Annotated in this window: 10 protein-coding genes; 1 reads left to right on the top strand and 9 read right to left on the bottom strand. The window is 55.8% G+C overall.

From position 1 onward, the window contains the following. Positions 1–2 precede the first annotated feature (2 nt). The 6 genes from ACJ70B_RS21485 to ACJ70B_RS21460 all read right to left on the bottom strand — a co-directional run bounded on the left by ACJ70B_RS21485 (position 3) and on the right by ACJ70B_RS21460 (position 9,140). Positions 3–1,460: a ribonuclease H-like domain-containing protein gene (locus tag ACJ70B_RS21485; protein WP_408960726.1), complete on the bottom strand. Its 1,458-nt coding sequence runs from the start codon at positions 1,458–1,460 to the stop codon at positions 3–5. A gap of 252 nt (positions 1,461–1,712) precedes the next feature. Further along, positions 1,713–4,172: a DEAD/DEAH box helicase gene (locus ACJ70B_RS21480; protein ID WP_408960725.1), complete on the bottom strand. Its 2,460-nt coding sequence runs from the start codon at positions 4,170–4,172 to the stop codon at positions 1,713–1,715. A gap of 51 nt (positions 4,173–4,223) precedes the next feature. Then, a complete protein-coding gene (locus ACJ70B_RS21475; protein WP_408960724.1) occupies positions 4,224–5,990 on the bottom strand; it encodes a HesA/MoeB/ThiF family protein in 1,767 nt (588 codons plus the stop codon). A gap of 1 nt (position 5,991) precedes the next feature. Continuing rightward, a complete protein-coding gene (locus ACJ70B_RS21470; protein ID WP_408960723.1) occupies positions 5,992–6,483 on the bottom strand; it encodes a hypothetical protein in 492 nt (163 codons plus the stop codon). Beyond that, a complete protein-coding gene (locus ACJ70B_RS21465; RefSeq protein WP_408960722.1) occupies positions 6,480–6,752 on the bottom strand; it encodes a hypothetical protein in 273 nt (90 codons plus the stop codon). The genes ACJ70B_RS21470 and ACJ70B_RS21465 overlap by 4 nt, the downstream gene beginning before the upstream one ends. A 240-nt stretch (positions 6,753–6,992) precedes the next feature. After that, complete coding sequence (locus ACJ70B_RS21460; protein ID WP_408960721.1) at positions 6,993–9,140, bottom strand: tyrosyl-DNA phosphodiesterase; 2,148 nt, start codon at positions 9,138–9,140, stop codon at positions 6,993–6,995. Positions 9,141–9,415: 275 nt separating this feature from the next. Here ACJ70B_RS21460 and ACJ70B_RS21455 point away from each other — a divergent pair, with 275 nt between their 5' ends. Beyond that, on the top strand, positions 9,416–10,543 hold the full coding sequence (locus tag ACJ70B_RS21455; protein WP_408960720.1) for a hypothetical protein: 1,128 nt from the start codon (positions 9,416–9,418) through the stop codon (positions 10,541–10,543). Here ACJ70B_RS21455 and ACJ70B_RS21450 read toward each other — a convergent pair. From ACJ70B_RS21450 to ACJ70B_RS21440, 3 genes are read right to left on the bottom strand one after another with little or no spacing between them, the layout of a single operon-like run. Continuing rightward, entirely contained in the window at positions 10,540–13,974 is a 3,435-nt protein-coding gene (locus tag ACJ70B_RS21450) for an ATP-dependent helicase (RefSeq protein ID WP_408960719.1), read from the bottom strand. The two genes, ACJ70B_RS21455 and ACJ70B_RS21450, sit on opposite strands and share 4 nt — an antisense overlap. Beyond that, entirely contained in the window at positions 13,971–14,924 is a 954-nt protein-coding gene (locus ACJ70B_RS21445) for a PD-(D/E)XK nuclease family protein (RefSeq protein WP_408960718.1), read from the bottom strand. The genes ACJ70B_RS21450 and ACJ70B_RS21445 overlap by 4 nt, the downstream gene beginning before the upstream one ends. After that, the gene (locus ACJ70B_RS21440; protein ID WP_408960815.1) at positions 14,872–16,935 is read right to left on the bottom strand and encodes a DNA helicase UvrD; all 2,064 of its coding nucleotides are present in this window, start codon (positions 16,933–16,935) and stop codon (positions 14,872–14,874) included. The genes ACJ70B_RS21445 and ACJ70B_RS21440 overlap by 53 nt, the downstream gene beginning before the upstream one ends. Positions 16,936–17,114 lie beyond the last annotated feature (179 nt).

Here is a 17,114-nt window from a genome sequence, read left to right as displayed (position 1 = left end):
TGTTAGAAGTCCATGAGTCCGGTCTGCGTGGTGTTTTCATCAGCAGGAACGCTGGCACGCTTGTGGCCAGGCGTCGCCTCAGCAATCGATTCGTAGACTGCAGCCAGCTCACGGACGTCTGCCTCACAGTATGCCCGTGCAGTGTCCCAGTCTACGTCTCGAGCGCGCTCTGGAGACACGAGAAGCCGCTGAATGGTCTTCGCCAGTGATTTCCCATCCACGGCGGCAGCAGCCGAATCGCGCCCATGCCCGAGAGCCTCAGCGACGTCTTCAACCCGGTTCGTCCGACCGGGGAGGATGGCGTTGTCTTTTCGCACGGCCCAGTCGAACAGGTCGTACTCGAACACGGAGTCCGACCAGTAGTCTGCGTACTCCGGTGCGTGTCCCCGGATGAATCGGCTGAGGTGTTTGAAGTCGAAGTTGTGGCCGTTCCACGCGATGAGGGACGTGCGATCGTACTCGCTGGCTAGCCACGCAACAAACTCTCGAGTGGCTTTCCCTGGGTTGTCTCGTGACGGTTCCGTATCGATGAAGTCCACGTACTCGTCTGTTTCAGGGTCGTAGACCCCGATGAGCCAGATGATACTCGGGTTGAGGCCGTCAGTCTCGATATCAATGAATAGCAGACTGTAGTCTGCTGCGGGGACAGCTTCGTCTGTGAGACGGATGACGCATCCTTCGGACAACGCGTGGGCGCTCTGGCGGATGCTCTGCGCTTTCGACTCACCGATACCTCGAACCTCACGAAGATCGCGTTCCGTCGCGGCTGCGACGTCGTCACGCGTCTCATACCCATTCCGAGAGAGCTTCGGGGCGGTTCCCTTGCCCACACCCGAGAGCGCTCGGAGGCCGAATTTATCCGCCGGTGTCGTGGACAAAGCGATGCGGCCACCCGAATCAAGCGAAAGGCAGGCGAGTTCGGGTGCCCCTTGCCGACGGGTTGGAGCAAGCCCGCGGACGGGAAGGCGAACGCTCTCGTCGTCGACGTCGGCCTTCCACACGAAATCGTAACTGGCCTCCATGGCTCCGGTGAGGAACGTCGCTTCTCGGTCAGTTCGGTGTTGGAAGCGAGCGAGGTGTTCGAGGCCGTCGAGCGAGACATCTAAAGAGACCGAGTCGGCGCTCGTCTGTATCTCATCACAAATGACGTAGTCGACGTCGTCTGGAATCTCTTGCCCGCTGGCGGTAGAGGCTCCACCAATGAAGTCGAGCGACCTGACGATGGACACGGTAATCCCGTCAACAGTCTCAGTGTGAACCGCGCTCCCCCGAGTGTAAATTACCGGGCACGAGGCGGTACGCTCAACAGTGCTTACGGTTCGCATATCCAACTTTTCTTCGACAATGTAGATGAGATCCGCATCGAAGTAATCGACGAGATCTTCGATGGCGGTCGTCGTAGCGTCGACTAGCGCATCACACCGGAGAGCAAGCAGACGTACTCCAAGGTCGCCCGCCATGTCTCAGTGGGTGGTTGTTCCCTGTCCCGGTTGGCTATCAGCAGGTTGTCCCTCGTTTCGCGTGTTGGTCATATACTCACTATCGTAACCCTCTGGCTTATACTTTCTGACTAGCAACTCTGCGATGTCCCTATCTTAGGACTTAGACGAATTCAAAAGTGGATCTACTGGGGTCCGTGGTAGCTATCAATCACTATGCTCTCACCAGCCAGTGGATCTATAGAGTACTGAAATGACTGAGTATAGTCTTCCCTATGGCTGAACAGGAACCTCTAACAGTTGCTTCAGAAGACGGATTGCGAGCCGTTTGTTTAGCGTCCGATTCGCATTCCCACATTGCGGCGAGTGAACGCACGATGGACACCCGTCTTCACAGGGACAGCTAGAGAGCATTTCCAACGTGCGCTCAAGCATTGTCTCCAGCTTCCCGAACGCTTCTCGAGTAAGTCCTACTCCACCTGGATGACCATCGTGGACGAAAATCGTGCTCCATCCAGTGTGTGGATGATACTCGGTCGAGAGCCCACCGACGTCGCGACGAGCACAGAGAATCTCGAGTGGGAACAAAGAGATCAGTGCGTGCTCCAGAGCGTGAATACTCGCGAGAAATCCGTCCTCTTCCTCACTCGCAGCTTTGATGTCCTGCTCGATCTGCGGCGGAATTGTGAAATAGAGCCCACGGGTGCGCATTGTCCGTTCAGGAAGCGGCTCGTCGAAAGCCCGCTCGACGCCGTCCTCATCTGATGGGTGGTCATAGAGCATGTATCCCGTCACTTCTTCGGCGACGGTGAGATCCGCAAATCCAACAGAGACCGTCTCCTGTGAGGCGAGACCGCCCGTCTTGAGCTCCTCTTCGATAGTAATTCGTTTCTCAGTGAGTGGACGGGTATACCCCATCGTGTTCACTGACTTCAGGAGCACACGGTCAGCATCGAATTCTGCCTCCGTCACACGATACGACTCCTTTTGATGATGATAGATTGCACCGGGGTGTGCATCACGAAGCGCATCGCCAAACGGCAGCGTGGTAAGTGTCCTATTACGCAGTCGATCATAAAGTTCGATTTGCCGATCATCGATAGAGCGGATGTCCATCGTGTGTTGCGGGCTGTCCTCTCCCATGTACTTCCACCGGGGACCGGTTCGAGAGCTAAATCGCTCTAGTTGGTCCGCGTCATCAAGAGACGCAACAGTCGCCGGATATTCAGCGCCAAAGTAGGTGTCGTCACTGGTGCGCAGGAACAGCTCTTGAGCCGCACAGCAGACGTGGTCATCTAGTATTTGGGTGTTTGCGGGGTTTACTGCTGCCTGTTCAGGGTCGCCGTCGAACAGGAGATCCGGATTCGCCATGCAGTACTGGTCTAACGGATTCGGGCTTGCTACGAGGACAACGAGACTCGGATTTTCTCCACGTCCTGCCCGCCCCGCGCGCTGGAATGTGCTCATGCTTGTTCCTGGATGCCCGTCGAGAAGGACGACGTCAAGACTGCCGACGTCGATGCCGAGCTCGAGTGCGTTCGTACTCCAGACACCTCGAATGGATCCATCGCGAAGCCCTGCCTCGATGGTGGTCCGACGCTCGTCCTGGAGTGCTGAGTGGTATGCAGTAACCTGGTCCGCTAGCTCGTGTTCACCACGCTTTCGAAGTTTGCTATCGCACCAGTTTGCGTACTGCTCGGTTCCCTGTCTGGCCCGTGTAAAGACGAGCGTTTGATACCCTTGTTGAACAAGGTCGCAGAACAACCGCACCGTTTCTGGGTGATGGGAACGGCGCTCTCCACCTATAATCCCGTTGTGGTGGGGTACTTCAACTGGACTCGATGGTGGTGGACTCGCTTCAGAATTGCCTTCTGTATTTGAAGGTAGTCCGTCGGCTGCCGCCGATTCTGCCTCCAGTTCCTCGTCTTCTCTTAGCGGTGGATTCCAGAATACCCACTGGCGAGGGCCTGTCGCACTGGCATCGTCGTTGATTAGTGAGAACTGGCTAGGTTGCTGTCCGGTGACTGCTGCTGCGTGCTCGATTGGATTCCCGATAGTTGCAGAGCAGCAGATGTACTGGGGAGTAGAATCGTAGTACTCTGCCATACGCGAGAGACGACGGAAAATGAGAGAGACGTGGCTTCCGAATATCCCTCGGAACTCGTGTACTTCGTCGACGACGACCGTCTCAAGCTGTTGGAAGAGCCACTTCCAGTGTTTTGGTGATTTAGAATATGGGAGCAAACTTTTATGGATCATATCGGGGGTGGTCAAGAGAACATCTGGTTGGCGGGCCCAGACTTCGCGTTTCTCGGAGTCCGTCAGTAGTCCTGTATATGTCGCAACGTCGACGCTCTGACTCCCCTCAAGATCTGCAGCAATCTTAGAAATGGTATCTCTTTGATCGTTAATCAGAGCGTTCATCGGTGCGATATAGAGCGTCTTACCGTGGTGATCAAGAGCGTGTTCGAGTGCTGGCACCGTATAGGCGAGACTCTTACCGCTAGCTGTCGGAGTAGCGAGTACGACATTGTCTCCGTCTCGGACGACTTCGATTGCGTCCGCTTGGTGTTGAAAGAGTTCGTTGATATCGCGACGAGAGAGTGCGCTCGCTAACCGGTGATCGAGATCAATTGGTGAGGTTTCGGCCGAGGCCCCTGGCGTTCGCTCTTGATGTGTGATTTGGCCCTCGTAGTAGGGCCGGTCTCTAAGCCACTCGATTGTCTGCTCCACGGACGATTCTCGATTCACGTGATCGTGTGTTGTTATTGTCTATTTTTCGCTCTACTGAGACGATTCCTTCGAGCTTCGGTTCATGAGACGAGCGACATACGCAGTAATGCGCTGAAATACGCCCCTCTCTGTTTGCTCTTCATCATCCGGTTCGGCGGTCTGTTGTTGCTGATCGCCCTCTCTGTGTTCTTCGAGAACCTTCCGGAACGTCGGATCGGGCTCAGTCGGCAACTCGTAGTGGTCGCCCCGTGCGAGTGCTTCTTTCCGGTCGCAGCCCTCCTTGCACGAGATCCGTTTTTCATTATTGCTATCTTCTTGCCAGTCAACTGTACCAAAGAGAGCATCGTACTCCTGACTGCCAACGAGAGCTTGTGAGGTGATGCCGACTGCAAGCGCTTGGAAACGAAGGGTCAAGAGTGATGCCACGAGCCCGTTGTTCGTGGCCACGGAGGGCGCCCGCTCATCACCTTCACCATCATCTGCCAGCTCTTCACCATCCTCCCGGCCTTGGACGTATCCCGCTCCACGGGCGGCATCTGGCTCTCTGTCGTGAATCACGCCCTCTTCCTCATCTCCGTGGAACCAGTGGCCAGTACACTCGAGACAGGGATGTCCTGGTCCCGTAGCGGAGACAAGCGATCCAGACCCGATGTCGAGTTCATCTTTTTCGTCATTCGGGATGAGCTCGGTACCCCCGTCGAGAACAGGAATGAGGTGGGCATGTGAGACCTCGTCAAGGAGGAATCGAACCCAGTGCGTGTCAGCGGCGTTGATGATGACATCGCAGTCGAGCAGTTGTGGAAGGCAAGCGTGCTCCTCGTCTTCCTCGACTACGCTTCCGTACTCTGCCTGTGCGGTGAACCGCGGGTTCGTCGCCGACCGCTCCGCGACTTTCTTTGCCACCTCGACTTTCGGCTTACCGACATCATCAGCTGTAGCGCCGTAAGACCGATTGAGGTTCGCACGTTCGAGGTAGTCGAAGTCGACGAAGACCGTTTCTTCAACGCCGAGACGCGCTAACTGTTCGGCGAGGAGCGAACCGACGCCTCCGAGACCTACGACCCCAACGCGGAAGCCAGCAAGCGTCTGTTGACCGCGTTCCCCCCAGAGCTCTACCGTAGAATCCTGAGCTTCTGAGTCGATCGCTCCGCCTGTACCAGCCGGCCCAGCAGCATCCCTAATCGTTGGGAGCTTTTTGATTCGTTCACCTACAACTCGGACCGCTGTTGCGTGCGTGAACTCACCTGTTTCCTCTCCGGTACGGCTTGCCCCTTCAGCCTTTGATGAGTTCGGGTAGACGAACTCATACGCCCGAACCGACCATTCGCGTTGGCCAGTCTCGGGGTTAGGACGATCTGTCACGATACCCGCTGCGAGCGGGACCTCCGAGCCGAGATTCAGACCGATGTCGTACAGTTCTTCTTTATCAGCTATTTTGTCGGGGCCAGACGGGGTCGCACCGCTTCCCGGATGGGTGTGGATGAAGATCAGACCCGCTCCTGGCACTTCTGCAGCCTCGTTGATTGCCCGTAGTGTATAGTCTGGGTGGAACTTTAGCTGGCCGTCGAAGTAGACGTCTCCCGGGCCCGGTTCGACGACCTTCTGTAACAGGTACGTCGTCCTTCTGTCTCCCGTGCTGGGGGTGATGATTCCGATGGCTCCTCGCTCGGGTAAACCATGCAGATGGTGGCCTTCGGGCGGCTTCAGGAATCCATCAAGTGTCTCCCATGCCTCTTCACTGAGCGCAAACTGGAACTCTGCCGCCTGACTGGGTGGCGACTTCTCACCGACTGCACGGGCACGGTACGCTCCTGTCATGCTATCCTGTTTCGAAGCCGGCGTTGATCACTTCGATTGCACGCACAGCGTGCTCTGGCTTGTCCGGCTTAAAATTCAGCTTCGACCATCTTAGACTAAATGTGATACCCGAATCAGTACCTAACTCATTCTGGAGGTGACGGTCTGGATCTCGTCGGTCCGGGTTATTGTCTTGCCATCCAGTGCGGTCGGAACGCTCGACTGGTGGAACGGTAACGACCCAGTGTGGATCACTGTTCACGAAATTTTCGGGCAGGAATGTGTATACTTCCGCCCGTTCCGGTTTGTACGGGGGTGAGTACTTGGAGAAGTCGAACTCACCAAGCCAGACTGCGATTTCCCCGTCGTGTCTTCCGACGGGGATTGCTGGTGTGTGTCTTTCTCGGAGGGCCGAAAGCGCCTTCTGAAACGAAGGTTTCAGATTCTCTTCTGCGAGCCTGTCTGGCGGGGAAGGTCCATCTATCTCGCCCGTGGACGTTTCGCCTTCACTCACGACCGACCGCTCCCCTTCGGGACAATTCGGAAGAACTTCCGATTCTCGTCACTGAGGTCGACGGTGTCGGAGTCCTCGAACTGAGTGTCCTTGGGCTTGTTCTTTCCTTCCAGAGCGTAGAGCCACTTCTGGTCGGTTTTATCCTCGTCTGTTCCTGCTTCGATCATAATCGTCTCTGCGGTCTGAACGGGGTCGTCGAACCGAATCGTCGTGTTCCCGATGTGGATCGGGTACGTCCGGTTCTCCTCCCCTTGGTCTTCAGCTCCCATACCACTACATCTATTCTGGGATGACTTATATCTTGCCACTAGCGACATCCGAAACACGCTAAATTAGATATTGCGCCCCTGAGCTGGGAAATGCTGTGGTATAGATCAATAGGATTTGACTCCCCAGTGTGCGAAATCCGCCAGCTCGAGGGCCAAACGACAATCTATAGAGTGTATTCAGCAGTGTTGAGTTCCACGAGAAGGTCACATCGCGTCCGCCGATCTACACAAGTTTCCTGGTTACCGCTTCAGAAGGCTACGAGCGCGTGAGAGGAATCCTTCTCGCGGATCGCCGGTAGTCGTCTCCCCCAGCCAGTCGAAGAACTCGTCCGGCGTCTTGATGATCAAGTCGAGTCCCCGCTTTTCAATTCGAACCGTCATCGGAGGGTCGCGCTTGTACTCGTGGAGTTCGAAGTTCATCGACTCCGGGAAGGTCACCTGTAGCGTATCACTGTCTTTAGCAATTTCGACGTCCCCTCGGTCGATGAGGTTTCGCCAGCGCTCTCTGCCAGTGTCATATGCTTGCTCAGCCGGTTCGGTTGGGAAGTAGTCTGGCAGTGGACGGTCGGCATGCTCATAGAGGTCCTGCATGGCCGCCCTCACTTCCCGAAGTGCGTCAGAGTCAGTTCCCAGTTCGAGATCGCGGTTGAGATACTCGTACCCAAACCACTGGAAAATCGGGTTCTCCGTGTCGATTAGACGGTTTACTTCAGCTTCCCCCTGATGTGAGGTCATGAAATTCACGTCGAATCGGAGGATCTTAGCACGGTTACGGAACCACTCTCCAGGGCGCTTATCGTTCGAGATGAAGGCGAACATCGGATAGGCTGTTTCGCCGGTCCATCCACTCCAATAGTTTCGAAGGGTATCCAGCGAGTTCACCTTCTGCTTGGTGATGTCGTCGACGACGACGGGGAACGACGTGTGTGCTGAACGCAGATTCCGGACTTTTCGCTTCCCAATTTCGTCTGCGTCGACGGGTGCTTCGACACGGTTTCCACTGATCAGAGACAGGGCAAATCGACAGAATGTCCCTTTTCCTCCGTTTGACTCGCCAAAGACGTAGAGGTACGGGAGAGCCTTGTCGAGGTTAATCCCGTGCTCACGGTAAAACGCGGCCTGTCGATTGGCGAATGGGGCCCAGAAGAACCAGAGTAGTGCTTCGTACATGTGGGCCTTGACTGCGGTTGGATTGTTGGAATTCCCATAGTTGTCCACTGTCGCAAAGTAGTCCTCAATCTCGGCCAGCGCTTCGTCGACACGCTCTGGATTAGACGGAGGCTGCGTGACACGATAGACCGTGCCGTCGTAATGGAACTTCAGCTCATCCTTGGACTCGTTCAGGTGCATTGTCGGGACATCGAACACCTGTTGCGCATACCGCTGGAACGCATCTGGGGTCGTCGTCAACGTATCATTCGACACTGTCGCATCAAAGTCAGTCATCTGCGACAACGTATCAACTGTCGACTCTTCGTACCCGCGTAGAGACAAGGTGATGCGGTCCTGTGGCGCATCTTCCAAATCAGGATCATTCTCGACAGATTCGTCCTCTGTATCGAGCTCTGGCTCCTCTGACTCCTGCTCTGCGACGGTATCCGTGCCTCCATCGAGCGCGAGATCTACCGCCTCAACTTCTGCATCGATATGGTCCGCGAGACGACCGTGAACCTCCCCTAGCTCGTCTTGTGTACCCACACGCCCTTCGGTGTACAGTTTGATTACCTCTTCTCGGTCATCGTCCGAGAGTTCGAGTTGTTCGGAGAGATCCTCCAGGAAGGGTCCACCACTGTTGTACGAGTCCCGGTGATCGCGATAAAGCTCCTCAAACTCCCCGTAGAGCTCACTGTCCGTCTTCGTATCGTAGACGACGCCCATGTTCGTCTGATTCGACCATGCATTTCGAGAGAGGTTCGGGGAGCCAACGATGACCTTCGCCGGTGTACCGTCATCAGTGTCCTCGGGTTCGGTTTCAACCGGAGCCTCTCCGCCAAGGGTCATCTGATCCTCATCGCCGTCCTCATCTGCTTCTTCTAAGACGGAGTCGTTGTACTCGACGAGATACAGCTTAGAGTGAACTTCCTTGTTCTCACAGAGGTAGATTACGAGCTTGCCTTCACTCCTGAGCTGTTCAAGCCGATCTGCGAGGTCGGGCTTGTCGATGAGGCGCTCGCGGTAGTCGGAGACGTCCCCGACGACCACCTCTAAGGACTCCAAGTCGTCGAGGTCTTCGAAGAGATCCAGAATAAACTCGGGGGAGTCACAGTAGGTGACGACACGCATTCGTTTTGCGCCATCGAATACGTCGGAGAATGACCGCCAGCTCTTGAAAATCTCGACGTGGCTGTGATCACTGCTTCCGGTATCAAGTGGAGCGTCGAATTTCATTGGATTCGAAATTGGTCCTTCATCATTTAGGTGTAATCCGGCCGAGGTTCGTTAGGGCCGCTTTCCGTACGACAATATGTAGGTTCGATCCATCCAGCTGTAATCCCGGCTCGTTTGTCGGATGAATGCCGACTCGTGTGTTCATATGCCATCCTCTTTGAGGCCACCAATACTCTGTCAGGAAATAAGCGTTCCGACTAAAACCATCCTAAACACAGTATTATGGAAATACTGCCATCAAAAAGTAGTTATACTTCTAGTCTGGTGGGACTATTATGGCAACAGACACCCTGACCGCGAGTAATCTCGTCGCGGCGGAACGAGATGGCGAATACGGTCTTACAGTCCCGTTGCGGATCGACAAGGTCGAACGAACCCCAGACCACGACTGGTGGGCGCAGCTTGTCCACTGTTCAGATGTGCTGGGGACGCACGTGAAGCTCACAGTTTTCGACGATGACGACTGCGATCTCGTTGACCACTCCTTTCAAGAAGGGACCTGGTATGGGTTCGACGACGTCAACCCAGACGTGTACCAGGGAACCATCGGTATCAAAGCGAAGTGGGATCGGCAGGTCCGCCAGCTCTCTGGCCGCCCAGAGATGCCGCCTTCAGATACGACTGATATTGTGCGTCGACTCGGTGCAGCCGATGCCATTGCAGCACTCGACATCGAGACGATTACGACTGTTTCCGAGCGAGAACTCGAACCACCGAACCCGGACCATCAGGAACTACTCTGTACCGGCGTTGGATACCGAGGCAGTCCGAGCGAGGAGATTGAGGCTGAGGTCCTCTTCCGTGAAGACGAGACGGCTTCTGCAGAACTCGACGCTATTGAGGCGGTTGTGAACTGGATCGATGCGAGGGATGTCGATGTTCTCATCACCTTCGGGGGCGCGTGGTTCGACCTCCCAGTCTTGGTGGGTCGTGCGGAACGGGCCGCTGCGGAAATCGGTGAGCCTGGACGAGCAGAGAATGTACGTACAGCACTCGAGTCGTACTACCATGCCGACCTTTCGTCGGCAAAGAATCGGGTGCTTGGGGAGGGTTCACTCGAGGATATGGCTGAACATGTTGGATCGCCCGCACCGAAGACGCTCTGGACGGATTACGAAACTGGGCTTGAACCGCAGACATGGCGCGAGAGCCAGTGGGAGATCATGCGAGAGGAAGACCGCGACCCTCCGTCTGACGATCTTGGGGATCCCACCGTATTCAACAGCGACGTTCCATACTTCGGTGAGGCGTGGCTAACGGCTAGCGCAGCAGGAGAGGACAACCGAGCCTCGAACCTGTATGCGTGTCTCGAAACCTATACGCTCGCAGACATCCATCCCTTGTTCGCTATAGCTGACGATGAGCGGTCGACCGGTCAACCGTCATTCCCGATGACCTACTAGCGGCCTCCGTCCTCTTGACGCCACTCTTCCCCGCAGGGAAGGGAACTGTGCTGGCACCACCGACAGTGCTCCCCAGTCTCGTACCCGCTGAACGATGTCTCCTTGATTCGATCCATCGTCGTCGACACCGCTGCTCGTACTGAATCTAGTTCACCCTCATCGAACGAACGGGCCTCGACTTTTGGACCGATATCGCCGACATAGGCGTATCCCGCGCGGGTAATCGGTTCCTCGTAGAGGTCACGACAGGCGAGCAGGTACAGTGGCAGCTGCTTGTTCTCGTCAATGTCTCGGTGACGCTCGGTGGCTTTGTAGTCGATGACGACCAACTCACCGTCAGGGGTCCGATAGACGGCGTCGATAAACCCGACGAGTTCGTGACCATCCACTTCTAGCTGGAACTCTCGTTCAGCATCGACGATTTCCCAGCCGCTTAGATCAAGGTCGAAATACCGGTCGATGCATTCCTTCGCGACCGGTAATTCATCCGTGGCACGCCGTTGTCCGGCCAGCCGCTCACAAATAGCGTACCATTCTGCTCGCTCTGCTGCCTGTTCCTTCGCAGCGATTTCTGCGGTATCGTGAAACAGAAGCCCGACTATCCGCTGTGAGATACCGTCTCCGCCATAGCCGTTCTCACGGTAGTCGGAGAACCCGTTGACGACGTAGTCCAGGAAGTGCTGTCGGGGGCACTCCTCGTAGGCCTCGAGTGAGGTGTAACTGTGCTGGAGTGCCGGGCTTGGGGTCATTGGCCCAGTCAGGGCGTCAATTAAAAATCGTCGGTTCTCAGGTTCTCTCTCTATTGAGCCTTCTATGAGCTTGTTTCCGAATGTGATCACGCGGTCTCGTCCGTCTGATGCTGAGAGGTTCTCAGAGCCGTACGTCACTTGTCCAGAGACGTCCCCAACTACTGTGCTCGCGAGAGAGGCTGTCCAATCAGCATGGTTCGATGGAAGACACTCCTGTAAATCGCGCCAGATCGGGAGGTGACCGTTACTTGGCCGCCAGGGAACGGATTCTGGAAGGATACTCTTGACAGCATCGTGTACGGGCCTTTCGTTGTCTGTGTCGTCTTCCTCTCTGCTTCCGTGGAGTACGAGTATCCCTTCGGCACGAGTGATCCCCACGTGAAGTATTCTGCGGGCCTCGTTGGCATCTTGAGCGACGAGATCTTTGTCGAACACTGATTCTGGACCTTCAGACAGTGCTGACTCGAATGTATCGTAGGTTCGTGACCCTGGTTCCCACTCGTCAGCGGTCAACCGGGGCATCAGAACCACGGGAAAGTCGAGTCCCTTACTCTTGTGAATGGTCATGACGTTGACCGCGTCGTCGGCCAGCTCTGGCTGACTTGTCGGTGCCGACCCGCTCTCCTCGAGGAGCGAGTCATAATGCTGCAGCGAATCGATGAATTGCGGCGTGAGTGGGGGCTGTACAGCGTCGTTTCCATACTGGTCGATAATCTCGTCCAGCTGCGCCAGGTCACGACGCTCTTGCTCGCTGAGGTACCAATCGATGTTGGTCAGGCGTTTGAGTTCCCGGTAAAGGTGGCTGAGGGAGGCTGTTTCACGTAGTTTGAGAAGGCGAGAAATGTGTTCTCGTACTTCCTGAATACGGTCGGGCTCATCGAATACTTCGAGGGGTTGGTTGCATATCCTAGCATATGTACCGTCATCGTGGCTATTGACACGACGCAGATCAGCATCGGTGAGACGGTAACGCATCGTCAGTACCCGGTTCCAGCTTACGTCGTCTTCTTCGGGACGTGCCAGCGCCTTTAGATAGGCGACGACTGTCCCGACCCCGATTGATTCCGTAGAGAGGTCTCCCGCAACCTGATAGGGTATTCCTCCCTCGTCGAACCCTTCGAGAATTGGGGTTGCGTGGTCATTATTCCGAACGAGGAGTGCTATCTCCCCCGGATCGTACGCCCGGTCTAGTGCTTCTGCATCGCCACTCAGAAGATTTCGGGTGACAGTCACCAACTGTTCAGCTCGGTCGCCTTCGTCGTCGGCTTCCTCAACGACTGCGACCGTGTCTCCGTCGAAATCGGGTTCGTCGACACGCGTGAGCGTTTTGGTACTCCGCCGATCCGCTAACCGCTCTAGTGCTTCATTTGCGAGGTCGAGAATAGGCTGACGTGACCGGAAGTTCTGTTCTAGCGGTTCGTCTTCGAGATCGGGTCCGAAGACGTCGTCGAGTTCGTCAGTGATGTTCGCGACGTTCGCGCCGCGCCATTCGTAGATTGCTTGGTCGTCATCGCCCACGACAAATAGGCGATCCTCTGAGACAAGGGACGTAATGAGGTCGAACTGGAGACGATCAGTGTCCTGGAACTCGTCACAGAAAACGTAGTCCCATCGGTCGCCCAGACCCTCTCCGACGTCAGTCTCGAGCAGCTCTACTGTCTTGACCACGAGACCATCGAAGTCGAGCAGATTTCGACGGTCGAGCTCTCGCTCGTATGCCTCATACCCTGCGTTCAAATCCAGGGCAGTTTTGCACTCGTCGAGAGCGTCTCGGAGGTAGTCTGTCAGTTCGAGCTTCAGGTCGTTTGGTATCCCGCTCGGAGCACTACTGTACCCTCCAAGGAGATATTTCGGCAGCTTGTGTGCATCCTCGGGAAGCGACCGCTCACCAGCCTCATGCTCCTCAAACGCTACTTCGAGTGCGTCACAGAGGTCAACGAGTCGGTCGAGGAAGTCTTTGATGCTCGCCTCTAATCCTTCATCGCGGAGGGTATCCCGTTCTGCGACGAGGTCGGCTCGTGTATCCGGGATGCCGTCGAGAACGGTCGAAACTGAACGACCACCAAGATGGTCACTTGCAATCTCCTCAACACGATCTGGCACAGCATCGAGCTCATAGACTTGTTCCGGTGACCCGAGATACTCCTCGATCTCTGCGGGCGAAATCCCACTTCGCTTCATCGACCCGATAAAGGAGAGGAGTTCCGATGCGACGCCGCTCACGTATGAATCTGGGCCGTAGACGTTGGGTTTGACGGCACGGTAGTCGATTTCGTCGAGGACATCGAGCACGATGACGTACTTTTCAGCATCCGTTGCGATCTCGAAGTCTGGATCTAATCCCGCATCATAGGCATAGTCCGTCAGTATCTCGTTACAGATAGAGTGGTACGTATACGCGTCGACGTCATACCCTGCGGGTCCGAGTTTTGCATTGAGTTTCTCACGCATCGAATCAGCGGCGTTGTTGGTGAAGGTCAACGCGAGAATCCGATCCGGAGAAACTCCGTGTTCGTCAATGAGGTTCTCGATTTTCCGGACCATCGTGAACGTCTTTCCGGTCCCCGCACCTGCGAGGACCCGCATGGGATACCGCTCCGACTCGATGATCGTCCGCTGCTGTGGTTTCGGATCCTCATCGTCCTCGATGGTTGGGAGCCAATCAGGCACGTCCTCGCTCATCGCTTCACCCCCTCTGCGAGAGATTCTGTGCACATCTCTCGGTACTTGCAGTCGGGACAGGCCTCATCGTGAATGAGTGGGAACGGATCGGGGTCGTGAGAGCCGCACGTGATCCCGTCGTGTGCACGTTGTAGGAGATTCCATATCGTGTCATGATACTCTTCGTAGATGTCCGTGGTATCGCGTTGGTAGCCTCGTACAGAGATTTCATATCCGTCTTGTGTACTTTCGAACGACGTGTGATTCAGGAGACCGTAGAAACTGAATCGAATATTCATCCCGTCTTCGTAGAGGTCAGATTGTTTGACGCCCTCGATGTATGTGGCCGCCTGGAATACGTTCTTGACTCTCTTCGGGTCGTGATCCGTTCCGTCTAGGTGGTCCTCAAGGACGCTAGCAGTATTGGACGTAATTACGTCCCTGAGCTTCCGCTTGTAATCGATGACGTGGATCCCTTCGTCCGTCCGAAGAATATTATCGGCTCTCCCACGCAATCCGAGGCCGTTCTCGACGCAATCGAGCCACTTCTCCGTCGCAACGGATTGACGAGCGTGATCGATGCCGTGGCCACCATCAGGGTCAAAGAAGGTCTTGATTGCCTCTAGATTTTCAAGGCGCTGGTATTCCTGGTGAGCGTTTGACGCGTACTCGTCCGGAGAGATATGTTCTCTCCATTGCTCAGGGAATGCCTCTACTGCCCGATCGTAGATGATCTGGGCGTCATCTTCTGGGCTAGTTGCTTCGCAGACTACCTCGATCGTTCCGTGATAGGCCCGCCCCTGGTTCAGGTACAACCGTGTCTTCTCTGGGGCGTTGACCTTCTGAACGTACTCATAATCGAACTTCCGCTGGCAGTCCGCGTAGGTCGCGAGACGCGACGGCGAGAGGAAGGTAACGTCAGTCACGTCGAACCCCTCCGGCAGCAAATTCGATACGTGCTTGCAGTGCATCACGAAGCTGCTCGCCGCGGTTCCCGCTTTCACTGAGGAGGTGCTGAATCTCCGAAAGCTCGGCTTCGACCTCGTCGAGAGAGACCGTCACGTCTTGGCTGTGAGAGCGACGAACGTCAGCGAGAGCGTTGTCGACCCGAGAGAGCAGATATTCTTCCGCTCTTCGCTCGCTCCTGATCTCTGATTCTGTCGCCTCTTTTACCCACGGCAACTGCCGATACGCGTCCGTGATAAACCGCGACGGCTGAGCACGTTCTTCCAGTGCGGTGTCTTTGTGATTGTACAGACAGAAGTACAGGCGATCGCCAGCAGCAGTTGCTCCGATGGCGAGCCGCCGCCGTGCATGCTCTGCATGGTATCGTCGGAACGGGCGGCTTGACGCTGTCGAGGAGGTCGGGAAGGTGTTGGTGACATCTTCTGCGTCGACCTGTGTTACGCCCGGATAGTCCGGCATCTCTGAGAGGCGTTCTTGGGGGAACAACCGAGTCAGGGAAGGTGATCCAGGGTACTCTTCGTCGACGATGTCCAGCAAGAAGACTGCTCGGAAGGACCCGTTTTTGATCGCCTGTAAGTGATCGACTCGGACACCTCCGTCAAGTTCGGTCGAACTTGTTTGGTTCTGTTGAGGGGCATACTCGTGGGCGCGTTCAAGCATCGTCGCGAACGACTCCCAGGTCGTTTCGATGAACGGCGTGTCTTCTACGAACTCCGCCATCGCGAACGCCCGCTGAACGTTCCCGAATTGGGCACGAACGTTCAGTGGAGACGTCTCCTCAGCGATTCGAACCTTCATGTTTGACTCGGTCGCCCACCGTCTGAGCGGACTCGAGAGGCCCTCCATCTGCTCGATAGAGGCCAGAATCGATTCGTCTAAAACCGAGGCTTCCAGCAGCTCTGTTCGAGCATCGTCATCATCGGCCGCCAGATAGCGAACAACCTGCAGTAGCTCTCGAATAGCGGGATCATCGCCGAACCCCGTGACAGTCGTGGACTCTGTCGGAACCCCTGTTTGCTGGAAGGCACGAAGCGTCTCGATTACTGCGGAACCGCTCTGCTTCAGTGCGACGGCGAAATCCTCGTAATCCCAGTTCTCTCTATCTCGAAGCCGCTCGATTTCATCAGCGACTTTCTTGATCTGTTCGTCGGCGGTCTCTGTCGGGATGACGTTCACCTCCCCCGCCTCGGGATCTTCGTGAACGGTTTCAGTCGCCAGGTACGCACCCGTCGCAGCCGGTCGAGATGGGGGTGCTGTCCTTGCAGTAGACTCTGTCCTCGAAAATGAGACGTAGTCAGTAATTGGTCCTGGCTCGATCCATGTACGCCGAACACTCGCGTTCTCTTCTGCTACACATACGAGTTCCAACCCATCCGCCACAGTAGCAAGATAGCGACGGTCAAGCGGCAGGAACTCCTCAAACTCGACGGCGAGGACTGCCTCGGCATCGACTACGTCGTCTCGTTCCTCGGTCTCCGACAGCGCCGCATTCGCCTCAGTGATTAGCTGGCCCCGTTCTAGGTGGTTATGGTCGTCGAGCCATTCGTGGAACGCTTCGACGAGTTCCGCAACTTCAACTAGCTCTGATGTCTTCTCGAAGGAAACGTCCTGCCACGTGGCAGTTTCCATGAGCTGGGCGATATCACTCACGAAGGAGAGTTGTTCGGCTGCACGCCGGAAATGCTCACTGTCCCACTCTTGCTCTTCGAGGAACCGATGGACGAGCTCGCGCCGCATTGCATCTGAGAGAATCGCTCGGTTATCGGTCTGGTTCACGACGTCGGTCGCTTGCACGACCAGGGACGTGACACGTGGGACAGCTGATCCGGGTGCTATGTCTTTGAGTTCCTCCCGAAACGTCTCCATGCTCGTCGGAGATCCAGTGATGACGAGGATGTCTTCTGGATTATATTCCTTGAGAAGGGACTGATATTGCTCGGTTACTGTTGATCTGGGCTCACCAGTGCCGAATGGAACAGTAATGAGCGCCCCATCGAAATGCTGGACCTCAGACACGCTTATCGTCCCCCGAAGCCACCAGTTGTTCCTCCGTGGATCGGAGTCTGGGCCAGAATCTCCTTGACTGAGAGCCTGCTGCTGATTTGCAGGGTAAGTCGAAAACGAATCTAGCCAAACGGGGACATATCATATTGAGGGTCCTCACAGCCCACCTACAAGAACGTTGGTGCTACGCT

It is taken from the genome of Natrinema sp. 74, from assembly GCF_046097095.1.
Taxonomy (GTDB): Archaea; Halobacteriota; Halobacteria; order Halobacteriales; family Natrialbaceae; genus Natrinema.
This window is presented reverse-complemented; position numbering and strand designations above follow the sequence as displayed.

Excerpts from the sequence above, each read along its gene's own strand:
- ACJ70B_RS21455 (WP_408960720.1), top strand. The coding sequence starts at position 9,416 with ATGGCAACAGACACCCTGACCGCGAGTAATCTCGTCGCGGCGGAACGA.
- ACJ70B_RS21465 (WP_408960722.1), bottom strand. The coding sequence starts at position 6,752 with ATGGGAGCTGAAGACCAAGGGGAGGAGAACCGGACGTACCCGATCCAC.
- ACJ70B_RS21445 (WP_408960718.1), bottom strand. The coding sequence starts at position 14,924 with ATGCACTGCAAGCACGTATCGAATTTGCTGCCGGAGGGGTTCGACGTG.
- ACJ70B_RS21450 (WP_408960719.1), bottom strand. The coding sequence starts at position 13,974 with ATGAGCGAGGACGTGCCTGATTGGCTCCCAACCATCGAGGACGATGAG.
- ACJ70B_RS21460 (WP_408960721.1), bottom strand. The coding sequence starts at position 9,140 with ATGAAATTCGACGCTCCACTTGATACCGGAAGCAGTGATCACAGCCAC.
- ACJ70B_RS21485 (WP_408960726.1), bottom strand. The coding sequence starts at position 1,460 with ATGGCGGGCGACCTTGGAGTACGTCTGCTTGCTCTCCGGTGTGATGCG.
- ACJ70B_RS21475 (WP_408960724.1), bottom strand. The coding sequence starts at position 5,990 with ATGACAGGAGCGTACCGTGCCCGTGCAGTCGGTGAGAAGTCGCCACCC.